20 protein-coding genes and 2 tRNA genes are annotated in these 22300 nt (G+C 71.5%); 15 read left to right on the top strand and 7 right to left on the bottom strand.

The genetic code is table 11. From position 1 onward, the window contains the following. Positions 1–181: 181 nt before the first annotated feature. The 5 genes from ACFYNO_RS05675 to rpmH form a co-directional block, all read right to left on the bottom strand. Positions 182–712 carry a protein jag gene (locus tag ACFYNO_RS05675; protein ID WP_388005764.1) on the bottom strand — a complete coding sequence of 177 codons (531 nt, stop codon included), beginning with the start codon at positions 710–712 and terminating at the stop codon, positions 182–184. A gap of 83 nt (positions 713–795) precedes the next feature. Then, complete coding sequence (yidC, locus tag ACFYNO_RS05670; protein ID WP_388005761.1) at positions 796–1968, bottom strand: membrane protein insertase YidC; 1173 nt, start codon at positions 1966–1968, stop codon at positions 796–798. 3 nt (positions 1969–1971) lie between these two features. Continuing rightward, on the bottom strand, positions 1972–2292 hold the full coding sequence (gene yidD / locus ACFYNO_RS05665) for a membrane protein insertion efficiency factor YidD (RefSeq protein WP_388005758.1): 321 nt from the start codon (positions 2290–2292) through the stop codon (positions 1972–1974). After that, a complete protein-coding gene (gene rnpA / locus ACFYNO_RS05660; RefSeq protein ID WP_388005755.1) occupies positions 2289–2726 on the bottom strand; it encodes a ribonuclease P protein component in 438 nt (145 codons plus the stop codon). The genes yidD and rnpA overlap by 4 nt, the downstream gene beginning before the upstream one ends. 19 nt (positions 2727–2745) lie before the next feature. Continuing rightward, positions 2746–2883: a 50S ribosomal protein L34 gene (gene rpmH / locus ACFYNO_RS05655; RefSeq protein WP_388005752.1), complete on the bottom strand. Its 138-nt coding sequence runs from the start codon at positions 2881–2883 to the stop codon at positions 2746–2748. Between the two features lie 374 nt (positions 2884–3257). Here rpmH and dnaA point away from each other — a divergent pair, with 374 nt between their 5' ends. The 13 genes from dnaA to ACFYNO_RS05590 all read left to right on the top strand — a co-directional run bounded on the left by dnaA (position 3258) and on the right by ACFYNO_RS05590 (position 19150). Continuing rightward, positions 3258–5210, top strand: a complete 1953-nt coding sequence (gene dnaA, locus ACFYNO_RS05650; protein ID WP_388005749.1) for a chromosomal replication initiator protein DnaA — start codon at positions 3258–3260, stop codon at positions 5208–5210. Between the two features lie 936 nt (positions 5211–6146). After that, the gene (dnaN, locus tag ACFYNO_RS05645; protein WP_388005746.1) at positions 6147–7277 is read left to right on the top strand and encodes a DNA polymerase III subunit beta; all 1131 of its coding nucleotides are present in this window, start codon (positions 6147–6149) and stop codon (positions 7275–7277) included. 135 nt (positions 7278–7412) lie between these two features. Further along, on the top strand, positions 7413–8288 hold the full coding sequence (gene gnd, locus ACFYNO_RS05640; RefSeq protein WP_388005743.1) for a phosphogluconate dehydrogenase (NAD(+)-dependent, decarboxylating): 876 nt from the start codon (positions 7413–7415) through the stop codon (positions 8286–8288). 31 nt (positions 8289–8319) lie between these two features. Further along, complete coding sequence (gene recF, locus ACFYNO_RS05635; protein ID WP_388005740.1) at positions 8320–9453, top strand: DNA replication/repair protein RecF; 1134 nt, start codon at positions 8320–8322, stop codon at positions 9451–9453. A 48-nt stretch (positions 9454–9501) separates the two neighbouring features. Beyond that, positions 9502–10014 carry a DUF721 domain-containing protein gene (locus ACFYNO_RS05630; RefSeq protein WP_388005737.1) on the top strand — a complete coding sequence of 171 codons (513 nt, stop codon included), beginning with the start codon at positions 9502–9504 and terminating at the stop codon, positions 10012–10014. A 263-nt stretch (positions 10015–10277) separates the two neighbouring features. Continuing rightward, positions 10278–12311, top strand: a complete 2034-nt coding sequence (gyrB, locus tag ACFYNO_RS05625; RefSeq protein ID WP_388005734.1) for a DNA topoisomerase (ATP-hydrolyzing) subunit B — start codon at positions 10278–10280, stop codon at positions 12309–12311. A gap of 106 nt (positions 12312–12417) precedes the next feature. Continuing rightward, positions 12418–14955 (top strand): DNA gyrase subunit A, encoded by a 2538-nt coding sequence (gene gyrA, locus ACFYNO_RS05620; protein ID WP_388006569.1) that lies wholly within the window; start codon positions 12418–12420, stop codon positions 14953–14955. Between the two features lie 167 nt (positions 14956–15122). Further along, complete coding sequence (locus ACFYNO_RS05615; protein WP_388005731.1) at positions 15123–15830, top strand: DUF3566 domain-containing protein; 708 nt, start codon at positions 15123–15125, stop codon at positions 15828–15830. Between the two features lie 286 nt (positions 15831–16116). Beyond that, positions 16117–17472, top strand: a complete 1356-nt coding sequence (locus ACFYNO_RS05610; RefSeq protein ID WP_388005728.1) for a class I SAM-dependent methyltransferase — start codon at positions 16117–16119, stop codon at positions 17470–17472. Positions 17473–17534: 62 nt separating this feature from the next. Further along, positions 17535–17608: transfer RNA gene (locus tag ACFYNO_RS05605), tRNA-Ile, on the top strand. Between the two features lie 101 nt (positions 17609–17709). Next, positions 17710–18477, top strand: a complete 768-nt coding sequence (locus ACFYNO_RS05600) for a protein phosphatase 2C domain-containing protein (protein ID WP_388005725.1) — start codon at positions 17710–17712, stop codon at positions 18475–18477. A 314-nt stretch (positions 18478–18791) separates the two neighbouring features. Continuing rightward, a complete protein-coding gene (locus ACFYNO_RS05595) occupies positions 18792–18920 on the top strand; it encodes a DLW-39 family protein (protein WP_211786189.1) in 129 nt (42 codons plus the stop codon). Positions 18921–19077: 157 nt separating this feature from the next. Then, a tRNA-Ala gene (locus ACFYNO_RS05590) sits at positions 19078–19150 on the top strand. Between the two features lie 96 nt (positions 19151–19246). Here the strand turns inward: ACFYNO_RS05590 and ACFYNO_RS05585 are convergent. Next, positions 19247–19945, bottom strand: coding sequence for a DUF5324 family protein (locus ACFYNO_RS05585; protein WP_388005721.1), 699 nt, complete (start codon positions 19943–19945; stop codon positions 19247–19249). Between the two features lie 170 nt (positions 19946–20115). On the opposite strand from ACFYNO_RS05585, the gene ACFYNO_RS05580 reads away from it, so the two are divergent. Further along, positions 20116–20640, top strand: a complete 525-nt coding sequence (locus tag ACFYNO_RS05580; protein WP_388005718.1) for a peptidylprolyl isomerase — start codon at positions 20116–20118, stop codon at positions 20638–20640. Between the two features lie 116 nt (positions 20641–20756). Further along, positions 20757–21656, top strand: coding sequence for a rhomboid family intramembrane serine protease (locus ACFYNO_RS05575; RefSeq protein WP_388005715.1), 900 nt, complete (start codon positions 20757–20759; stop codon positions 21654–21656). Between the two features lie 270 nt (positions 21657–21926). On the opposite strand, the gene crgA is transcribed toward ACFYNO_RS05575, so the two are convergent. Next, positions 21927–22178, bottom strand: coding sequence for a cell division protein CrgA (gene crgA / locus ACFYNO_RS05570; RefSeq protein WP_388005712.1), 252 nt, complete (start codon positions 22176–22178; stop codon positions 21927–21929). Positions 22179–22300 lie beyond the last annotated feature (122 nt).

Raw genomic sequence — 22300 nt, 5'->3', positions numbered from 1 at the left:
TCTCTCCGCTCAGAGGTTTCACGTGAAACGATCCCACGCCATTGTGCGCATCACCGCACCCGCCGCCCATCACCAACGAACGAGGACCCCGCCCGCACCGACGTGCGAGCGGGGTCCTCGATGTCCGGTACTCCGGTGGCCGCGTCGTTCCCCGGGCGGCCGCCGGACCGGTCCTGCGCGGTCAGCTCGCGAGGACCACGACGCAGCGCTGGGGCTCCTCGCCCTCCGACTCGCTGCGCAGACCCGCCGCCGCCACCGCGTCGTGGACCACCTTGCGCTCGAACGGGGTCATCGGCCGCAGCTTCACGGGCCCGCCGGTCCGCTTGGCCTCCTCCGCCGCCTGCGCGCCCAGCTCGGCCAGCTCCTCGCGCTTGCGCGCCCGGAAGCCCGCGATGTCCAGCATCAGCCGGCTGCGCTCACCGGTCTCCCGGTGCACCGCCAGCCGGGTCAGCTCCTGCAGGGCCTCCAGCACCTCGCCGTCCTGGCCCACCAGCCGCTGCAGGGTGCGGTCGCTGCCGTCGCCGACGATGGAGACCAGGGCCCGGTCGCCCTCCACGTCCATGTCGATGTCGCCGTCCAGGTCGGCGATGTCCAGCAGGCCTTCCAGGTAGTCGGCTGCGATCTCGCCCTCCTGCTCCAGGCGGGCGAGCAGGGTGTCCGAGTCGGCGGCGGCCGAACCGGTCTCGGCGGCGGAGGTGGTGCCTTCCGTCACGGGAGGGACTCCTTAGGTAATACGGGCCCGGCGAGCGGGCTGGGAACGACGGTCAGAGAGGCTCCGAGCCAACCGGCGCGGCGCTAGGACTTCTTCTTCGGCCGCTGGCCGCCCTGCTGCGGTCCGCGCTTGGCACCGCCGCCCGGCTGCTTGGTGGTCGGCTGGCGCTTGCCGCCGCCGGCTCCCTGCCCGCTGGGCACCGCGTCCTCGACCGGTGCGGCCGGCTGCTCGACCTCCTTGGCCTCGTCCGCCGGTGCCTGGCCGGGCTGCGCCTTGGCGGCACCGCCGTGCACCTGCTGGCGCTGGGCCTTGGTCTGCTTCCGCGGCTGCTGCCGGCGCACCTGCACCGACTCCTCCACCACCGCGGCGGCCTGCTGCTGGGCCGCGGTGGCCTTGCCGCCGCCGAAGAGGCCGAGGAACCCGGCACCCTTGACCACCGAGCCGTCCGGGTTCAGCCGGCCGGCCGCCTTGAGCCGCGCCTGCCGCTCGTCCCAGGCCTTGGAGCCCGGCGTCGGGTTGTTGCGGATCACGATCAGCTGCTGGCCCATGGTCCAGACGTTGGTGGTGAGCCAGTAGACCAGCACACCGACCTGCATGTTGATGCCCAGGAAGATGAAGATGAACGGGAAGACGTACATCAGCATCTTCTGCTGCTGCATGAACGGGGTCTGGACCGAGAGGTCCACGTTCTTGGTCATCAGCTGGCGCTGGGTGATGAACTGCGAGAGCGACATCAGCAGGATCATCAGCGCAGTGACGATCTTCACCGAGGTCTCGTGGCTGTTCACGAAGCTCGCGGAGAGCGGGGCGCCGAAGATCTTGGCCGCGTGCGCGCTGGCCAGCACGTCGCCCTTGATGTAGCCGATCGGCTGGTTCTGCGAGACCTTGTGCAGCACGCCGTACAGCGCGTAGAAGAACGGGGACTGCACCAGGATCGGGAGACAGCTCGAGAAGGGGTTGGTGCCCGCCTCCTTGTAGAGCTTCATCATCTCTTCGGACTGGCGCTGCTTGTCGTTCTTGTAGCGCTCCTGGATGGCCTTCATCTTCGGCTGGATCGCCTGCATGGCCCGGGTCGCCTTGATCTGCTTCACGAAGAGCGGGATCAGGCAGATCCGGATCAGGACCGTCATCAGGACGATCGACAGCCCCCAGGCCCAACCACTGTCGGCCGGGAAGATGTGGCTGAGCAACGCGTGGAACTGGACGATGATCCAGGACACCGCGGTGTAGAGGGGGTTCAGGAAGGACCAGGTCACCGGTCAGACTCCTTGAGCATTGGGCTTGGTCGTCGGCTCCGGGAGCGCGGCGCTACCGGTCGTCCTGGTCGGCCGCAGCGCCCGCAGGCGCTGGTGCCAGACGGGACGCTTGCGCGGCGGTACGTGGTCCACTCCACCCGGGGACCAGGGGTTGCAGCGCAGAATGCGCCAGGCGGTCAGCACGCTGCCCTTGACGGCACCGTGCACCCGCACCGCCTCGTACCCGTAGTGCGAGCACGAGGGGTAGTAACGGCAGACCTGGCCGAGCAGCGGACTGATCGTCCACTGGTAGACCCTGATCAGCCCCATCAGCAGGTACTTCATCGCCCTGATCCTGTCGGCCCTGATCCGGTCGCTGCGGCCGGATCCGTCCGGAGCAACCGCTTCAGCGCGGCATCCAGGTCATGTGCAAGATCCGGGTACGAGGCGGACCCCGCCGGGGGCAGCGCCCGTACCACTATCAGGCTACCTGCGGGCAGCGCGGCCAGGCGCTCGCGCACCAGGTGACGCAGTCGGCGCTTCACCAGGTTGCGGACCACGGCCGGGCCGACTGCCTTGCTCACGACGAAACCCGCACGCACCGAGGGAAGCCCCTCGGTGGCGTGCGGGTGGGAGTCGCTGTACCCGTCGACCTGCCCCGCCGAGTGGTCCGCCGTTCTCAGGTGGACCACCAGCAGGGGCCGTCCGGCCCGGCGGCCGCGTTTCACCGCGGTCGCGAAGTCCTGGCGCCGCCGCAGCCGATTCTCGGAGGGCAGCACTGCAGACCCTGGACGCGGATCAGGCGGAGATGCTGGCGCGGCCCTTGGCACGGCGGGTCGCCAGGATGGCGCGGCCGGCACGGGTACGCATCCGCAGCCGGAAGCCGTGGGTCTTGGCGCGACGACGGTTGTTCGGCTGGAAGGTGCGCTTGCTCACTCGGGGGCTCCTGGGGTGAATCGTAGGGTGACGATTTGCGGGTTGGCCGTCACCGTGCGTCCGCGCGATCTCCCCTCACTTCCGGGAAATCCGGCCCGAATGCCCAGGTCTGCTGGGTTTCGGACAATCCACGGCGCCCGTGCTGCGCGCCATCTGGAAGCGGTGTGACCCGCGGGCATGCGGCAGCGGCCATCGACAACTCGACCTGGTTACGGTACGCGGACCGGCACCTGAGGGTCAAACCGGCACCCGGTCCGGCGCCCGCCCACAGCCTGTGGACAACAACTTGAATCAGCTCTGCCCGCTGACTACCGTTGCAGGACTTGTCTGGTTTTGTTCATCCCCCCGACGGGGGAACGAGAAAGCGTGCACCAGTGGCTGATGTCAACAGCGACCTCGTCCCCGCCTGGGCGGAGGTCGTCGAGCGGCTGGTCAACGACACCTCGGTGGGGGACGGGGACAAGGTCTGGGTGCAGCGCACCCAGCCGATGTGGATGATGCACGACACCGCGCTGCTGGCCGCCCCGAACGAATGGGCGAAGCAGGTGCTGGAGGGCCGGCTGCTGCCGCAGCTGACCGAGGAGCTGAGCCGGCTGTTCGACCGCCCGGTGCGGATCGCCGTCATGGTGGACGCCAACGCGGCGCCGCCCGCCCCGGCCCCGCGCGCCCCGGAGCCCGAACCCCAGCAGGAGCCGCAGCCCGACTACCGCGAGCCGGCGCCCTACCAGGACCGCTCCTACGAGGAGCGCCGCTCCCCCGCCGGCTACCCCGAGCCCGGCTACCCGCAGCAGGGCGGCTACGGCGACTACCAGTACCAGGACCAGGGCTACGGCGGCCAGGGCTACCCCCAGCCCGGCGGCTACCAGGAGCAGCACCCGTACCAGTACCGCGAGTGGGAGCCCGAGCCCGGCCCGCCCGGCGGCCGCCCCGCCCAGGGCGACCTGTTCGGCGGCGCCTACGACGCGGCCGAGTCCGAGCCGCGCGGCCGCGGCCCGGGGCGCGGGATGCCGCCGCTGCGCCGCGACCTGCCGCCGGCGGCGCTGCGCGGGCTGCCCGGCGGGCGCCCCGGCGCCGAGCCGCCGGCCGGCTCCGACCGGCCGGGTCCGGACCGGACCGGGCCCGAGCGCCCCGGTCCCGAACGCTCCGAACGCCTGGAGCGCGGCGAGCCGGACCGGCCGGACCGCGCCGACCACGGCCCCGGCCTGCCCGAGCGGGTCGCCGGCCGCACCCCGGTGGCCGGCGTGCCCGCCCCGCCCGGTGCCCCCTCGGCGGAGCCCGGCCGCAAGGACGAGCCGGCCGCCCGGCTGAACCCCAAGTACCTGTTCGACACCTTCGTGATCGGCGCCAGCAACCGGTTCGCGCACGCCGCCGCGGTGGCCGTCGCCGAGGCCCCGGCCAAGGCCTACAACCCGCTCTTCATCTACGGCGAGTCAGGCCTCGGCAAGACCCACCTGCTGCACGCGATCGGCCACTACTCGCGCAGCCTCTTCCCGGGCACCCGGGTGCGGTACGTGAGCTCGGAGGAGTTCACCAACGAGTTCATCAACTCCATCCGGGACGGCAAGGCGGACGCGTTCCGCAAGCGCTACCGGGACATGGACATCCTGCTGGTCGACGACATCCAGTTCCTGGCGAGCAAGGAGTCGACGCAGGAGGAGTTCTTCCACACCTTCAACAGCCTGCACAACGCCAACAAGCAGATCGTGCTCTCCTCGGACCGGCCGCCCCGGCTGCTGACCACCCTGGAGGACCGGCTGCGCAACCGGTTCGAGTGGGGACTGATCACCGACGTCACCCCGCCCGAGTTGGAGACCCGGATCGCGATCCTGCGCAAGAAGGCGATCCAGGAGCGGCTCAACGCCCCTGCGGACGTACTGGAGTTCATCGCCTCCCGGATCACCCGCAACATCCGCGAGCTGGAGGGGGCGCTGATCCGGGTCACCGCCTTCGCCAACCTCAACCGCTCGCCGGTGGACCTGGAGCTGGCCGGGATCGTCCTCAAGGACCTGATCCCGGGCGGGGACGAGGACGCCGGGCCGGAGATCACCGCGCAGGTGATCATGCAGCAGACCGCGGCCTACTTCGGGCTCACCGTCGAGGACCTGTGCGGCTCCTCGCGCAGCCGGGTGCTGGCGACGGCCCGTCAGATCGCCATGTACCTCTGCCGGGAGCTGACCGACCTCTCGCTGCCGAAGATCGGGGCGCAGTTCGGCGGCCGGGACCACACCACGGTGATGCACGCCGACCGGAAGATCCGCTCGCTGATGGCCGAGCGCCGCTCGCTCTACAACCAGGTCACCGAACTCACCAACCGCATCAAGAGCTAGCGGCCCTGCGGCGGCCCCGGAGGGCCGTTGCGGGACCCTGGCACCCCCACCGCGCCGAGGGCCGGTGGGCGACCGTTTTCGGTCGCCCACCGGCCCTTTTCGGCTACCCGGGGGACCCCGGGTGTAGCGGCCGCCGGCCGGGGAAGGCTCACGGCTGACGATCCGACAGCCTCCGGGCCGCTTCGCACAACTGAGCAGTGATTCGAACAGTGCGGGCCCGTCGAGCCGTTCTCCACAGGACCACCGGCCGAGCCGCCGTCCACAGGGTGGGGAACCCGGAGTTATCCAGAATTCCTCCACAGCCCCGGCGCCGCTACGCTCTTCGCCGCAGGTCAGCCCCCTGGGGATTTGTGCACAACAGTTATCCACAGGATGTGGACAGTTGGCGGGGCGTCAGGGGGCCGAAAGAGTTGTCCACCGGCTGTCCCCAGGCAAGGCCCGGTTATCCCCAGCTTCTCCACAGAGATGTCCACTGTTCGACAACCTTGGCGCAGGGTTCATCGGCTGGTGTGAAAGCCGTCACGTGATGTTGACCCACTGGCCGTGGATAACCGGGGGAAAACCTGGGGACGGCGCTGGGGAAAACCTGTGGATACTCAGCGTGCCCTGTGGGTAACGCTCCGCCGTCCACAGCGGGCCCTGGTTATCCACCGGCGCCCTCCACAGCCACTGTGGACAAAATTCGGGGCTTGACCTGCGAAAACGGGGTTATCCACGGTATCCACAGGCCCTACTACTACGACTACACCTAGAGAGCCTCCGATTCGCTCAACAGCGGGGCGGGCCGAAATCTGTGGACAAGCCGCTCCGACACTTGTTCCCCCGACTTGCACCGCTCGGCGTCGACTGTCCGTCGAGTGCGTCAGACTGTCCTCGGCAACAACAGAGCAGGGCCAGGATCGGCAAGCGACAGCAGGACCCAGGAGGCGGTTACCGGTGAAGTTCCGGGTGGAGCGTGACGTTCTCGCGGAGGCGGTGGCCTGGGCGGCCCGCAGCCTCCCGGCACGGCCGCCGGTGCCGGTGCTGGCCGGCCTGCTGCTCACCGCCCAGGAGGGCCGCCTCGCCCTCTCCGGCTTCGACTACGAGGTCTCGGCCCGGGTCGAGCTGGAGGCCGACGTCGAGGAGCAGGGCACCGTGCTGGTCTCCGGCCGGCTGCTGAACGACATCTCCCGCAACCTGCCCAACCGCCCGGTGGAGATCTCCACCGACGGCATGCGGGTCACCGTGGTCTGCGGCAGCTCCCGGTTCACCCTGCCGACCCTCCCGGTGGACGAGTACCCCGCGCTGCCCCAGATGCCCACCGCCACCGGCACCGTCTCCGGCGAGGTCTTCGCCACCGCGGTCAGCCAGGCCGCGGTGGCCGCCGGCCGGGACGACACCCTGCCGGTGCTCACCGGTGTCCGGGTGGAGATCGAGGGCGACCGGATCACCCTGGCCGCCACCGACCGCTACCGGTTCGCCGTCCGCGAGCTGCTGTGGAAGCCCGAGCAGCCGGACATCTCCGCGGTCGCCCTGGTCCCGGCCCGCACCCTGCAGGACATCGCCAAGTCGCTGGGCAGCGGCGACAGCGTCTCGATCGCGCTCTCCTCCGGCGGTGCCGGCGAGGGCCTGATCGGCTTCGAGGGCAACGGCCGCCGCACCACCACCCGGCTGCTGGAGGGCGAGTTCCCGAAGTTCCGCAGCCTCTTCCCGACCGAGTTCAACGCGATCGCCGCGGTGCAGACCCAGCCCTTCCTGGAGGCGCTGAAGCGCGTCTCGCTGGTGGCCGAGCGCAACACCCCGGTCCGGCTCAACTTCGAGCAGGGCGTGCTGACCCTGGAGGCCGGCTCCGGCGACGACGCGCAGGCCACCGAGCGGGTGGACGCCGACCTCGAGGGCGACGACATCTCGATCGCCTTCAACCCCGGCTACCTGGAGGAGGGCCTGAAGGCGGTGGACGCCGCCTACGCCCAGCTGGCCTTCACCACCTCCACCAAGCCCGCGCTGCTCTCCGGCAAGCCGGCCGTGGACGCCGAGGCCGACGAGGCCTACCAGTACCTGATCATGCCGGTCCGGCTCTCGGGCTGACCCTCGCCGAGCCGCCCGCCGGGCCGCCGTCCACACCCTGTGGCTCCACACCCTGTGGACGGCGGCGCGGCGTAGGCTCTTCAGTCGCGGCAACGGCGCCGTCGTCAGGCACGTAACCACAGGTAAGGACTTGTCATGGAGCTCGGCCTCATCGGTCTCGGCAAGATGGGCGGCAACATGCGCGAGCGCATCCGCCGCGCCGGCCACACCGTCATCGGCTACGACCGCGACCCCGCCCTGGCCGACGTGGCCTCGCTGCCCGCGCTGGTCGAGGCACTGCAGGCACCGCGGGTGGTCTGGGTGATGGTGCCGGCCGGTGCGCCGACCCAGCAGACCATCGAGGAGCTGGCCGAGCTGCTGGCCCCCGGCGACGTGGTGGTGGACGGCGGCAACTCCCGCTGGACCGACGACGAGAAGCACGCCGAGCTGCTGGCCGCCAAGGGCATCGGCTTCGTGGACTGCGGCGTCTCCGGCGGCGTCTGGGGCCTGCAGAACGGCTACGCGCTGATGTACGGCGGCGAGGCCGAGCACATCGCCCGGGTTCAGCCGGTCTTCGACGCGCTCAAGCCGGAGGGCGAGTACGGCTCCGTGCACGCCGGCCGGGCGGGCGCCGGCCACTTCGCCAAGATGGTCCACAACGGCATCGAGTACGCCATGATGCAGGCCTACGCCGAGGGCTGGGAGCTGCTGGAGGCGGTGGACAGCGTGACCGACGTCCGGGAGGTGTTCCGCTCCTGGAAGGAGGGCACGGTGATCCGCTCCTGGCTGCTCGACCTCGCGGTGGACGCGCTGGACAAGGACGAGCACCTGGACAAGCTGCGCGGCTTCGCGGCCGACTCCGGCGAGGGCCGCTGGACGGTGGAGGCGGCGATCGACAAGGCGGTGCCGCTGCCGGCCATCACCGCCTCGCTCTTCGCCCGGTTCGCCTCCCGCCAGGAGGACTCGCCGCAGATGAAGATGATCGCCGCGCTGCGCAACGAGTTCGGCGGCCACGCGGTCGAGTCCAAGTAGTCCGAGCGGTCCGGGAAGTCCGAGCTTCGCCATGCATGTCGCGCATCTGTCGCTCGCCGACTTCCGCTCCTACGCCCGGGTCGAGGTGCCCCTCGACCCGGGCGTGACGGCTTTCGTCGGGCCCAACGGCCAGGGCAAGACCAACCTGGTCGAGGCGGTCGGCTACCTGGCCACCCTGGGCAGCCACCGGGTGGCCACGGACGCGCCGCTGGTCCGGCACGGCGCCGAGCGGGCGGTGGTCCGCGGCTCGGTCGAGGACCGCGGCCGGACCACCCTGATCGAGCTGGAGATCACCCCCGGCAAGGCCAACCGGGCCCGGATCAACCGCTCCGACAACGTCCGCCCGCGCGATGTGCTGGGCCTGCTGCGGACCGTGCTGTTCGCCCCCGAGGACCTGGCCCTGGTGAAGGGCGACCCGGGGGAGCGGCGGCGCTTCCTGGACGAGCTGCTGACCGCCCGGGCACCCCGGCTGGCCGGGGTGCGGGCCGACTACGAGCGGGTGCTGAAGCAGCGCAACGCGCTGCTGAAGACCGCCGCGATGGCCCGCCGGGGCGGCGGCAAGAGCGCCGACCTGTCCACCCTGGAGGTCTGGGACGGCCACCTGGCCAAGGCCGGCGCCGAGCTGACCGCCTTCCGGCTGCAGTTGGTGGCGGCGCTGCGGCCGCTGGTCGCCGAGGCCTACGAGCGGCTGGCGCCGGGCGGCGGTCCGACCGAGCTGGAGTACCGCGCCTCGGCCTTCGAGGGCGAGCCGCCGGGCAGCCGGGAGGAGGCCGAGCAGCGGCTGCTGGCGGCCCTGCAGGCGGTCCGCAAGCAGGAGACCGAGCGCGGCCTGACCCTGGTCGGCCCGCACCGGGACGAGCTGGGCCTGCTGCTCGGCCCGCTGCCGGCCAAGGGCTACGCCAGCCACGGCGAGTCCTGGTCGTTCGCGCTGGCGCTGCGGCTGGCCAGCTACGAGCTGCTGCGGGCGGACGGCGGCGAGCCGGTGCTGGTGCTGGACGACGTCTTCGCCGAGCTGGACGCCCGGCGCCGGGACCAGCTGGCCCGGATGGTGGCCGACGGCGAGCAGGTGCTGGTCACCGCGGCCGTGCCGGAGGACGTGCCGAAGGAGCTGGCCGGGACCAGGTACGCGGTCTCGGGCGGCGAGGTCATCAGGATGCCGTCGTAGTCGTACCCTGGTCTGTCCACAGCCTGGGGAAGAAGGAGCGCACCGCCGATGGGCGAGGAACGGGAGCTCTCCGGGGTCGATCTGGCCCGGGTCGCGCTGCGCGCGGCCAAGGAGCAGGCCAGGCAGCGTGGCGAGCAGGTGCGGGAGAAGCGCGAGGCGCGCCGGCACGGCCTGCGCAGCGGGGCCCGGGCGGACGGCCGGGACCCGGTTCCGCTGGGGGCCGCGCTCAATCGTTTGATCACGGAGCGTGGCTGGGAGGCGCCGGCCGCGGTGGCCGGGGTGATGGGCCGCTGGCCGCAGATCGTCGGCCCCGACATCGCCGCGCACTGCGTGCCCGAGCACTTCGACGAGGCCGACGCGATCCTTACGGTGCGCTGCGACTCCACCGCCTGGGCCACCCAGTTGCGCCTGCTGGCAAGGCAGTTGGTGGCGCGGCTGAACCACGAGCTGGGGCACGGCACGGTCCTGGTGATCAAGGTGCTGGGTCCGGCGACGGCGCAGCGGCGGTACGGCCGGCTGCGCGCACCGGGCAGCCAGGGCCCCCGGGACACCTGGGGCTGACCCCGCGGACCCCTCACCGGGCGGCCGCGGTCTTGACGGAGCGCACACTTCCGGAACCGCTGACGGCCCGTGTGAAGCCGCTGAGCCCCCGGGGCGAGTATCGGGACATGTGCGGAGGGGATTCGGGGCGGCAAATCCGCCTTCAGGGCCTGCCAAACGCCCATCTCTGTCGGTCGTACCGGTAGACTGAAGCGCAAACACTGCCGCTTGCGGTAACTGAGTCGAAACGCCGTGGTCGCACGCCCGCCCGAATCCGGGTGGGGATGCGGCCCGCGCTGTGCCAGAGAGGGCGCTTCGTGGCCGATTCCGGCGAGTCCAGCCAGTCCCCCGTCCCCACCGACCCGTCCTCCCAGAAGGCGTACGACGCCAGCGCGATCCAGGTGCTGGAGGGCCTCGACGCCGTCCGCAAGCGCCCGGGCATGTACATCGGCTCGACCGGTGAGCGCGGTCTGCACCACCTGGTCCAGGAGATCGTCGACAACTCGGTCGACGAGGCGCTGGCCGGCCACGCGGACACCATCGACGTGACCATCCTGGCCGACGGCGGCGTGCGGGTGGTCGACAACGGCCGCGGTATCCCGGTCGGCATCATGCCGGGCCAGGACAAGCCGGCCGTCGAGGTGGTGCTGACGGTGCTGCACGCCGGCGGCAAGTTCGGCGGTGGCGGCTACGCGGTCTCCGGCGGTCTGCACGGCGTCGGCGTCTCGGTGGTGAACGCGCTCTCCACCCGGCTCGCGGTGGAGATCCACACCGAGGGCCACCGGTGGACCCAGGAGTACAAGCTGGGCGCCCCGACCGCGCCGCTGGCCCGGCACGAGGCGACCGACCGGACCGGCACCAGCGTCACCTTCTGGGCCGACCCGGACATCTTCGAGACCACCGTCTACTCCTTCGAGTCGCTCTCCCGCCGGTTCAAGGAGATGGCCTTCCTCAACAAGGGCCTGACCATCTCGCTGACCGACGAGCGCGAGGAGCACACCGACGACGAGGGCAAGCCGCTCTCCATCACCTTCCACTACGAGGGCGGCATCGCCGACTTCGTGAAGGACCTCAACTCCCGCAAGGGCGAGGTCATCCACCCCTCGGTGATCGACTTCGAGGCGGAGGACAAGGAGCGGACGATCTCGGTGGAGATCGCCATGCAGTGGAACGCCTCCTACACCGAGAGCGTCTACTCCTTCGCCAACACCATCCACACCCACGGCGGCGGCACCCACGAGGAGGGCTTCCGGTCGGCCCTGACCGGCCTGGTCAACCGCTACGCGCGGGAGAAGAAGCTGCTCCGGGAGAAGGACGAGAACCTCTCCGGCGAGGACATCCGCGAGGGCCTGACCGCGATCATCTCGGTCAAGCTGGGCGAGCCGCAGTTCGAGGGCCAGACCAAGGACAAGCTGGGCAACACCGAGGCGAAGACCTTCGTCCAGAAGGTGGTGCACGAGCACCTGAACGACTGGCTGGACCGCAACCCGACCGAGGCCGCGGACATCATCCGCAAGTCCATCACCGCGGCCACCGCGCGGATGGCGGCCCGCAAGGCGCGCGACCTGACCCGCCGCAAGGGCCTGCTGGAGTCCGCCTCGCTGCCGGGCAAGCTGAGCGACTGCCAGTCCAAGGACCCGGCCGAGTGCGAGATCTTCATCGTCGAGGGCGACTCGGCCGGCGGCTCGGCCAAGCAGGGCCGCGACCCGCGCACCCAGGCCATCCTGCCGATCCGCGGCAAGATCCTGAACGTCGAGAAGGCCCGGATCGACAAGGTGCTGCAGAACACCGAGGTCCAGGCGCTGATCTCGGCCTTCGGCTGCGGCATCCAGGAGGACTACGACGAGTCCAAGCTGCGGTACCACAAGATCGTGCTGATGGCCGACGCCGACGTCGACGGGCAGCACATCCGGACCCTGCTGCTCACCCTGCTCTTCCGCTTCATGCGCCCGCTGGTCGAGTCCGGCTACGTCTACCTGGCGATGCCGCCGCTGTACAAGATCAAATGGGGCCGCGACGACTTCGAGTACGTCTACTCCGACCGCGAGCGGGACGCGGTGATCGCGGCCGGCGCGGCCGCCGGCCGCCGGCTGCCCAAGGACGACGCGATCCAGCGCTTCAAGGGTCTGGGCGAGATGAACGCCGAGGAACTGCGGATCACCACCATGGACCCGGCGCACCGGCTGCTGCTCCAGGTGACCCTGGAGGACGCGGCCCGGGCCGACGACCTGTTCTCGGTGCTGATGGGCGAGGACGTCGAGGCGCGCCGCTCCTTCATCCAGCGCAACGCCAAGGACGTCCGCTTCTTGGACGTGTGACCGCACGTCACCTTCCGTCCAGTCACGCGTGAAAGGAAACTGACCGGCAGTGGTCGACGACAACCGTCCCGAGGGCGACGAGCAGCCCGCGAACTCCCAGGTCGTGATGCGGGTCGAGCCGATCGAGCTCGAGACCGAGATGCAGCGCTCCTACCTCGACTACGCGATGAGCGTGATCGTGAGCCGCGCGCTGCCCGAGGTCCGCGACGGTCTCAAGCCGGTGCACCGCCGGGTGCTCTACGCCATGTACGACGGCGGGTACCGGCCGGAGAAGGGCTACTACAAGTGCGCCCGCGTGGTCGGCGACGTGATGGGCAACTACCACCCGCACGGCGACACCTCGATCTACGACACCGTGGTGCGCCTGGCCCAGCCCTGGTCGCTGCGGATGCCGCTGGTCGACGGGAACGGCAACTTCGGCTCGCCGGGCAACGACCCGGCCGCGGCGATGCGCTACACCGAGTGCAAGATGGCCCCGCTGGCCATGGAGATGATGCGCGACATCGACGAGGACACCGTCGACTTCGCCGCCAACTACGACGGCCGCTCGCAGGAGCCCACCGTCCTGCCGGCCCGCATCCCCAACCTGCTGGTCAACGGCGCCACCGGCATCGCGGTCGGCATGGCCACCAACATCCCGCCGCACAACCTGCGCGAGGTGGCCTCCGGCGCGCTCTGGGCGCTGGAGCACCCGGACGCCTCCAACGAGGAGCTGCTGGAGGCGCTGATCGAGCGGATCAAGGCGCCCGACTTCCCGACCGGGGCGCTGATCGTCGGCCGCCGCGGCATCGAGGAGGCCTACCGGACCGGCCGCGGCTCGATCACCATGCGCGCGGTGGTCGAGGTCGAGGAGATCCAGGGCCGGCAGTGCCTGGTGATCACCGAGCTGCCGTTCCAGGTGAACCCGGACAACCTGGCGCTGAAGATCGCCGACCTGGTGAAGGACGGCCGGATCGCCGGCATCGCCGACGTCCGCGACGAGTCCTCCTCGCGCACCGGCCAGCGCCTGGTGGTCGTGCTCAAGCGCGACGCGGTCGCCAAGGTGGTGCTGAACAACCTCTACAAGCACACCGACCTGCAGACCAACTTCGGCGCCAACATGCTGGCCCTGGTGGACGGGGTGCCGCGCACCCTCTCGCTGGACGCCTTCATCCGGCACTGGGTCAACCACCAGGTCGACGTGATCGTCCGGCGCACCCGGTTCCGGCTGCGCAAGGCCGAGGAGCGGGCGCACATCCTGCGCGCGCTGCTCCGGGCGCTGGACATGATCGACGAGGTCATCGCGCTGATCCGGGCCTCGGAGTCGGCGGACGCCGCCCGCACCGGCCTGATGAACCTGCTCGCCATCGACGAGCTGCAGGCCAACGCGATCCTGGAGATGCAGCTGCGCCGGCTGGCCGCCCTGGAGCGCCAGCGGATCACCGACGAGCACGACGAGCTGCAGCGCAAGATCGACGAGTACAACGCGATCCTGGCCTCGCCGACCCGCCAGCGCGAGATCATCTCCGAGGAGCTGACCGCGATCGTCGAGAAGTACGGCGACGAGCGGCGCTCCACCCTGATCCCCTTCGACGGCGACATGTCGGTCGAGGACCTGATCGCGGAGGAGGACATCGTCGTCACGATCACCCGTGGCGGCTACGTCAAGCGCACCCGGTCCGACCTCTACCGCTCGCAGAAGCGCGGCGGCAAGGGCGTGCGCGGCGCCCAGCTGAAGCAGGACGACATCGTCGACCACTTCTTCGTGACCACCACGCACAACTGGATCCTGTTCTTCACCAACAAGGGCCGGGTCTACCGGGCCAAGGGCTACGAGCTGCCGGACGCCGGCCGGGACGCCCGCGGCCAGCACGTGGCCAACCTGCTGGCCTTCCAGCCGGAGGAGCACATCACCCAGGTGATGGCGATCCGCACCTACCTGGACAAGCCCTACCTGGTGCTGGCCACCCGCGAGGGCCTGGTCAAGAAGTCCCCGCTGAAGGACTACGACTCGCCGCGCTCCGGCGGCCTGATCGCGATCAACCTGCGCACCGACGAGAACGGCCGGGACGACGAGCTGATCGGCGCCGAGCTGGTCTCCGCCGAGGACGACCTGCTGCTGGTCTCCAAGAAGGCCCAGTCGATCCGGTTCACCGCCACCGACGAGGCGCTGCGGCCGATGAGCCGGGCCACCTCCGGGGTCAAGGGCATGGCGTTCCGCGAGGACGACGAGCTGCTCTCGATGAACGTGGTCCGGCCCGGCACCTTCGTCTTCACCGCGACCGACGGCGGCTACGCCAAGCGGACCCCGGTGGACGAGTACCGGGTGCAGGGCCGCGGCGGCTACGGCACCAAGGCGGCGAAGATCGTCGAGGGCCGCGGCTCGCTGGTCGGCGCGCTGGTGGTCGAGGAGACCGACGAGATCATGGCGATCACGCTCTCCGGCGGTGTGATCCGGACCAGGGTTTCCGGCGTCCGTGAAACCGGACGTGACACCATGGGCGTCCAACTGATCAACCTCGGAAAGCGCGACGCGGTGGTGGGCATGGCCCGCAACGCGGAGGCCGAGGAGGACGAGGCCGACGGCGCCGCGTCCGCCTTGGACGGCACGGATGACGCGGCGCAGCTCGCGGACGGGCCGTCCGACGGTGCTGACCAGGCCTGACGCCGCTCGGGCGGCCGGCGCTCCCGCTGCTTCGGCGGGGGCGCCGGCCGCCCCGGTTACGGGTTTCTCAGCTTGATGCCGCACAGTGGAGTGTCAGCCGGGACGCGGCCGCGTCCCGGTGAGGAACTGCGGGAGGATCCAGAGTGAGTGGGACCACGGGAGGTGCCGTGCCTGGCGGCGCGCCGTACGGAGGTGTTCCGCAGCCGCCGACCGAGCACCCGGCGCAGTCCACCTCCCTGATGTCCGCGGTGGGCTCCACCGGCGGTTACGGCGCCCAGCCCCCGGTGCCGCCGCCGCCGAGCACGCCGGCCCCCGGGGCCGGCGGCTACTCGCAGCCGACCACCTACACCAAGGGCCAGCCGCGCGGGGCCGGTGGCGGAGTTGGCGGCGGCGGTGGCGGCGAGCGCCGCGCCGGCGGCAACGGCTCGCCGTCCGGTCCGGGTGCCCCGCGGCGTCCGGCGCCGTCCGGCCAGGGCGCCGGCGGCGGCGCGGCGAGCCGGCTGCGCAAGGCCCGGCTGCGGGTGGTGAAGGCCGACCCGTGGTCGGTGATGAAGGTCAGCTTCCTGCTGTCGCTGGCGCTCGGCGTGATCATGATCGTGGCCGCCGCGGTGCTCTGGACCACCCTGGACTCGCTGGGCGTCTTCTCCTCGCTGGGCAAGACCCTCAAGGACGTCACCGGCTCCGGCAGCAGCGGCTCCGGCGGCGTCAACATCATGGACTACGTGGGCTTCGGCAAGGTGATCACCTACACCGCGCTGATCTCCGTGGTGGACGTGGTGCTGCTGACCGCGCTGGCCACCCTGTCGGCGTTCATCTACAACGCGGCGGCCGGCTTCACCGGCGGCGTGGAGCTGACCCTCGCCGAGGAGGAGTGATCCGGCCATCCGGCCGGTGAACTGACCGAAAGTCAGCTGCTGGAAACCTCATGCGAACCGGTTCTCATCAAACCGGCATAGGCGGGTCCCCCCGGTTGTTCGACCGGAAGGGGGCCCGCCTTCGCTCGTCATTCGGGTGACTGCCGTCCGGGGCCCGGCGTGCCGCCGGGGTCCGTCGGCACGGTTCCGGATTGGCTGGGTCGGCCCGCCTGCACGGCTACCGGATCGGGTCTCGGGGCGGCCAGCTCGGCGTTCAGCTGTCCCCAGTTGCGCGGAGGTTCCACGGATGGCACAGATCGCATCGCAGCTCGTCGGCGCGTTGGAGGGGCTGGTCGGCAGCCGGCTCCCCTTCCGCCTGCAGGCCTGGGACGGCAGCGTCGCGGGCGCACCGGGGGCACCGGTGCTGGTGCTTCGCAACCGGCGGGCGCTGCGCCGGCTGCTCTGGGCACCGGGCGAGCTGGGCCTGGCCCGCGCCTACGTCTCCGGAGACCTGGAGCTCGGCCCCGGCGAGGACCTGTACCAGGTGCTCGCCGAGGTGGCGCACTTCGCCGAGCGGCCGGAGATCCGCGACCTGCACCTGGGCGCCGCCGACCTGGCCGGCCCGGCCGGGCGCCGGGTGGTCGGGGTGCTGGCCCGGGTCGGCGCGCTCGGCCCGCGGCCGGTGCCGCCGCCGGAGGAGGCCCGCCAGCAGGGCCGGCTGCACAGCCGCGGCCGGGACCGGGCGGCGATCAGCCACCACTACGACGTCGGCAACGAGTTCTACCGGCTGGTGCTGGGCCCCTCGATGGTCTACTCCTGCGCCTACTGGACCCCGCAGGGCAAGAGCCTGGAGGACGCCCAGGCCGCCAAGCTCGACCTGATCTGCCGCAAGCTCGGGCTGCGGCCCGGCATGCGGCTGCTGGACGTCGGCTGCGGCTGGGGCTCGCTGGTGCTGCACGCGGCCGAGCACTACGGGGTCCACGCGGTCGGGGTGAGCATCTCCGCCGAGCAGGTGGCGCTGGCCCGTGAGCGGGTCGAGGCGGCCGGGCTGGCCGACCGGGTGGAGATCCGGCTGCAGGACTACCGGGAGATCCCGGACGGCCCGTACGACGCGATCTCCTCGGTGGGCATGGCCGAGCACGTCGGCAGCGCCCAGTACCGGGTCTACGCCGCGGGCCTGCACGGCCTGCTGGCCCCCGGCGGGCGGCTGCTCAACCACCAGATCTCCCGCCGCCCCGACCTGCCGGGCGTGCCGCACAGCACCAGCCCGTTCATCGACCGCTACGTCTTCCCGGACGGCGAGCTGTCGCCGATCGGCAGCACGGTGGCCAGCCTGGAGGAGGCCGGCTTCGAGGTGCGCGACGTGGAGGCGCTGCGCGAGCACTACGCGCTGACCCTGCGCGAGTGGGTGGCCAACCTGGAGGCGCACTGGCCGCAGGCGGTCCGGCTGGCCGGCCGCGGCCGGGCCCGGGTCTGGCGGCTCTACATGGCGGCCTCCGCGCTGGCCTTCGAGGAGAACCGGATCGGGATCAACCAGGTGCTCGCGGTGCGCACCACCAGCCGGGGCGAGTCCCGGCTCCCGGCCACCCGCGAGGAGTGGCTGCTGCGCCCCGCCGAGCGGGCCGACGGCGCTGAGCTGCGGGTTGCGAAGCAGGGGTCGTGACGGGGGCGCCGGCATCGATTTGGGAGATCGGCCATCGGTCCGCTAATCTTTCAGTGCGGCAAGGGCCTATAGCTCAGACGGTTAGAGCGCTTCCCTGATAAGGAAGAGGCCACAGGTTCAAGTCCTGTTAGGCCCACCTGCGAGAGCGCCCCGGATGGTTCACCATCCGGGGCGCTCTGTTTTACCGTGGCTCCTTTACCGTGGCTCCGGCGGGGTGGGACCGGGAGAGGAGCCGCGATGCGGATCGGGTACCTGACCGAGGCGATGCCGGGTCGGCCGGGCAACGAGGACTTCGTGCTGGCTGGCGACGGGTTCGCGGTGGTGCTGGACGGGGCGACCGCCGGCGGGGCGGCGACCGGCTGCGTGCACGACGTGGCCTGGCTGGCCCGCACGCTCGGCGCCGAGTTGGCCCGGATCCTGGTGGCGCGGCCGGAACTGGCGCTGCGCGAGGTGCTGCGGGCCGGGGTGCTGGCGCTGCGGGAGCTGCACGGCGGCGGCTGCGACCTGGAGAACCCGGACAGCCCGTCGGCCACCGTGGCGATGGTGCGCTGGGGGAGCGGGCGGCTGGACCACCTGGTGCTGGCCGACTCCCCGGTGCTGGTGGAGCTGGCCGGCGGCGAGCTGCTGACCGTGCTGGACGACCGGGTGGAGCACCTGCCCGGCTACGACCTGGCGACCGTTTCCCGGCTGCGCAACGCACCCGGCGGGTTCTGGGTGGCCGGTACCCGGCCGGAGGCCGCGGACGAGGCGCTGACCGGCTCTCACCCGATCGGGGAGGTGCGCCGGTTCGCGGTGCTGACGGACGGCGTGTCGCGGCTGGTGGAGCGGTACGGCTGGAGCTGGCGGCAACTGCTGGAGGTGCTGGAGAAGGCCGGGCCGGGCGAGCTGGTGGCGGCGGTCCGGGAGGCCGAGCGCGCCGACCCGCCGGGCCGGTTCGCCGGCAAGCGGCACGACGACGCGACGGTGCTGTTCGGCCGCCCCGATCCCGCGGACCTGGAGTCCTGAGGCGGCGCGGACACCGCGTTCCCAGGTCGACCCGGCGGTGCCGCTGCGGCCGCGGACCGGGCCCGGATCCGGCGCGCCCGGGGGAAGGGGCCGCGCCGGGCGGACGCTGCGCCGTCAAACTGTCGGCAAGGACCGCCGGTTGGGCGCCCGATAGCCGGTCTCGGACAGGACACGGGTGTGTATCATCGGCCGCAGGGCGGCGCGGTCGACGAGATCGCCGGCCCGCACCTGAACATCCGAGGTTCGCCGCCCCGGCCGGTCGGCCGGGACCCTTGCGGCGGATCGCTCCCAGCTGAGAAGGACGAGGTCCCGCGGTGAAGAAGCTCCTCCTGGTCGCCCTGGTCGCCCTCGGCGGCTTCTTTGTCTACCGTCAGGTCCAGGCCGACCGTGCCGAGCAGGACCTGTGGACCGAGGCCACCGACCCGATCCCGGCCGGCCGCTGAATCCCCCTCCCCCGGCCCTCGGCCGGGCGGCGGTCCCGTCCCCGGGCGGCCCGGTCGCCGGCCCGGGGCGTGGCCCGGTGCGAGTGCCGGGAGCTGCGCACGATCGTCCGGTGGACCCGGTACGCTGTTGTCCGACGGCGCCCCGGGGCACCGTCGAGGGGCTTTAGCTCAGTTGGTAGAGCGCTGCCTTTGCAAGGCAGATGTCAGGAGTTCGAGTCTCCTAAGCTCCACAGTCAGGCCGATGGCCGGCCCGGTTTCCACCGGGCCGGCCATCGGCCGTTCTGCTGCTGTTCTGCTGCCGGGCCGACGGGCCGTCAGCACGGCCCTCAGGCCTTCTCCGGGCCGTCCTCGTCGGCGGGCTCGGGGTCGGCCGGTCCGGAGCCGTTCAGGCCCGCCGGGCCGCCCTCGCCGGCCGCGGTGGCGCCGGAGGGCCGGGAGACGGGGTGCACCGGGTCGGGCGTGCTCTGCACCTGCGGCGGCTCGACCAGCCACTCCGGCTCACGGCTGCGGCGGGACCAGCCCCAGGCCAGCAGCCCGCCGCCGATCGCCAGCAGGCCGGCCACCGCCAGCAGGCGGGAGCCGCGGCCGCCGCTGTGGCGCCGGTTGCGCTCGGCCAGCCGGCCGATCTCCTCGGCGCTCACCCCGCCCTGCAGGGCCGTCAGCGCCGCGGTGCCGCGGGCCTGTGCCTCCTGCACCACCGGCACGGCGGCGGCCACGGCGTGGTCGGCGGAGTGCTTGGCGGCCAGCGCGGCCTCCTGGGCCCGGTGGACGGCCTTCAGGGCGTTCTCCTGGCTCTTCGGCGGCAGCGCGGCCCAAGCATGGCCGACCCGGGGCACCAGGTGCTTCTGGTAGCCCTCGCGGGCCGAGTGGGCGCCCTGGCGCGCCTGCTCGGCGGCCGCCTCCAGGGCCGGTCCTAGGCGCTGACGGGCTTCGTCGGCGTACTGCGCGGCGCTCTCCCGGGCCGTGGCCGCGAACGGGGCGAGCGACTCCAGGGTCCGGCCGGCCGATTCGCGTGCGTCTTCCAAACTGGGTAGAGCGGGCATACGGGTCACGGGGATCCTCCTCCTGGGGCGTCCTAACCAAGCACTTATCCACCTCATTCGAGATCATGCATCCCGGTTTGTCCCTTTGCATGGCAGGCTGAGCCGTCTGCCATGATGCTTTGGTCATTGACCGAGAGAAGGAAGGCATCCTCGTGGCCGAGGAACTGTTCGCGACCCTCAAGACCAACCACGGCGACATCGTGGTCAAGCTCTTCCCGAACCACGCCCCGAAGACCGTGGCGAACTTCGTCGAGCTGGCCGAGGGCACGCGCGAGTGGACCGACCCGCGCACCGGTCAGAAGACCAACGCCAAGCTCTACGACGGCACGATCTTCCACCGGATCATCGAGGGCTTCATGATCCAGGGCGGCGACCCGCTGGGTCAGGGCATCGGCGGCCCGGGCTACAAGTTCGGCGACGAGATCCACCCCGACCTGGCCTTCACCAAGCCGTACCTGCTGGCCATGGCGAACGCCGGCCCGGGCACCAACGGCTCGCAGTTCTTCATCACGGTGGCCCCGACCGCCTGGCTGACCGGCAAGCACACCATCTTCGGCGAGGTCGCCGACGCGGCCAGCCAGAAGGTCGTCGCCGACCTGGCCGTGGTCAAGACCGGCCGCAACGACCGCCCGGTCGAGGACGTGGTGATCGAGTCGGTGGAGATCAAGCGCGGCTGACTCCTGTCGGCGCCGCTACGGCGGCAGTAGCCTGGACGGTCCCGGTGCACCGCCGCGCGGCGGACCCGCACCGGGACTCGTCTTGTCAGGGAACCACCTCGGGAGGAAGAGGCGCGATGGCCCAGGACGGCCCGTTCGGCCCCGCCGCACCCACCGGAGCCACCGGGCACGTGCTGCCGCGCTGCTACCGGCACCCCGAGCGCGAGACCGGGGTCGGCTGCTCCCGCTGCGGCCGGCCGATCTGCCCCGAGTGCATGATCGACGCCGCCGTGGGCTTCCAGTGCCCGGAGTGCGTGCGCGGCCCCGAGGCGCGGGCCCAGGCCAGGGCGCAGGTGCCGACCACCCGGTTCGGCGGCCGGCTCACCGGGGACGGCGCGCTGGTCACCAAGGCCCTGATCGGGGTCAACCTGGCGGTCTTCCTGCTCGCCGCCTACCTCTACAAGCCGCTGGCCGACGACTGGGTGCTGCGGAGCCGGGTGCTGCGCGGCGGCGCCCGCTACGGCGTGGCGGACGGCGAGTACTACCGGCTGCTCACCGCGACCTTCCTGCACACCGCGCCGCTGCACGTGGCCTCCAACATGCTGGCGCTCTGGTGGGTCGGGCCCAACCTGGAGCGGGTGCTGGGCCGGCTGCGGTTCCTGGCGCTCTACCTGGTCAGCGGGCTGGCCGGGAGCGCCCTGGTCTACCTGGTGTCGGGCTCGGACGCGGCCTCGCTGGGCGCCTCGGGCGCGATCTTCGGCCTGTTCGGCGCCACCGTGGTGCTCTTCCGGGCGGCCAAGCAGCCGCTCGGCCCGGTGGTGGCGCTGATCGTCTTCAACCTGGTGATCACCTTCTCGTTCCCCGGGATCGACTGGCGGGCGCACGTCGGCGGCCTGGTGGCCGGGCTGCTCACCGGGATCGGTCTGATGTACGCGCCGCGGGCCAACCGGAACCTGGTGCAGGCCGGCACGGTGCTGCTGGTGCTGGCCGTGGTCGTCGGCATGGTGCTGGTGGAGAACGCCCGGCTCGGCGTCTGAACCGCACAGTTGTCCACAGTCCGCAGTGTTGTGCACACAGCAGGTACTGATCGGGTCTACGCGCGTTCCCCTGCCGGGTTGACGGCGGGCTGTTGACGATCACCGAGTTATCCACAGGCTCGGGTGACTTTTCCCCACTGTGGATAACCGTGTGGACAAGCGGACGGTAGCACCGGTCGCACCCGGTAGAGCCCAGGTTCCGGGCAGCACTGCGGACCGCCCCGCCCGGTGGGCGGAGCGGTCCGAGGAACTCGGGTCAGCGGACCGGCGTTACTTCCACTGGGTGGAGACGCCGAAGCCACCGGCGATGAAGCCGAAGCCCACCAGGATGTTCCAGTTGCCCCAGGCCTGGACCGGCCAGCTCGCGCTCGTCACGTAGTACGTGACGATCCAGGCGAGTCCGATCAGGAACAGCGCCAGCATCACCGGGGCCACCCAGCTGCGACCGGAGCTGATCTTGACCGCGGTCGCGGTGGTGGGCGGGGTGTAGTCGGACTTCTTGCGGAGTCGAGACTTCGGCACGAGGGGCTCTCCTGTCGATGCGCTGTGAGACCGCGCAGGGTGCAGCGGGGCGGGGCGGCAGATGCAGAGCCGGGTCCGTACGAGGAGTACCGGAAGGTACTCCGCACATGCCACCGGCGTCC

The sequence above is a fragment of the Kitasatospora sp. NPDC006697 genome, from assembly GCF_042869935.1.
Taxonomy (GTDB): Bacteria; Actinomycetota; Actinomycetes; order Streptomycetales; family Streptomycetaceae; genus Kitasatospora.
This window is presented reverse-complemented; position numbering and strand designations above follow the sequence as displayed.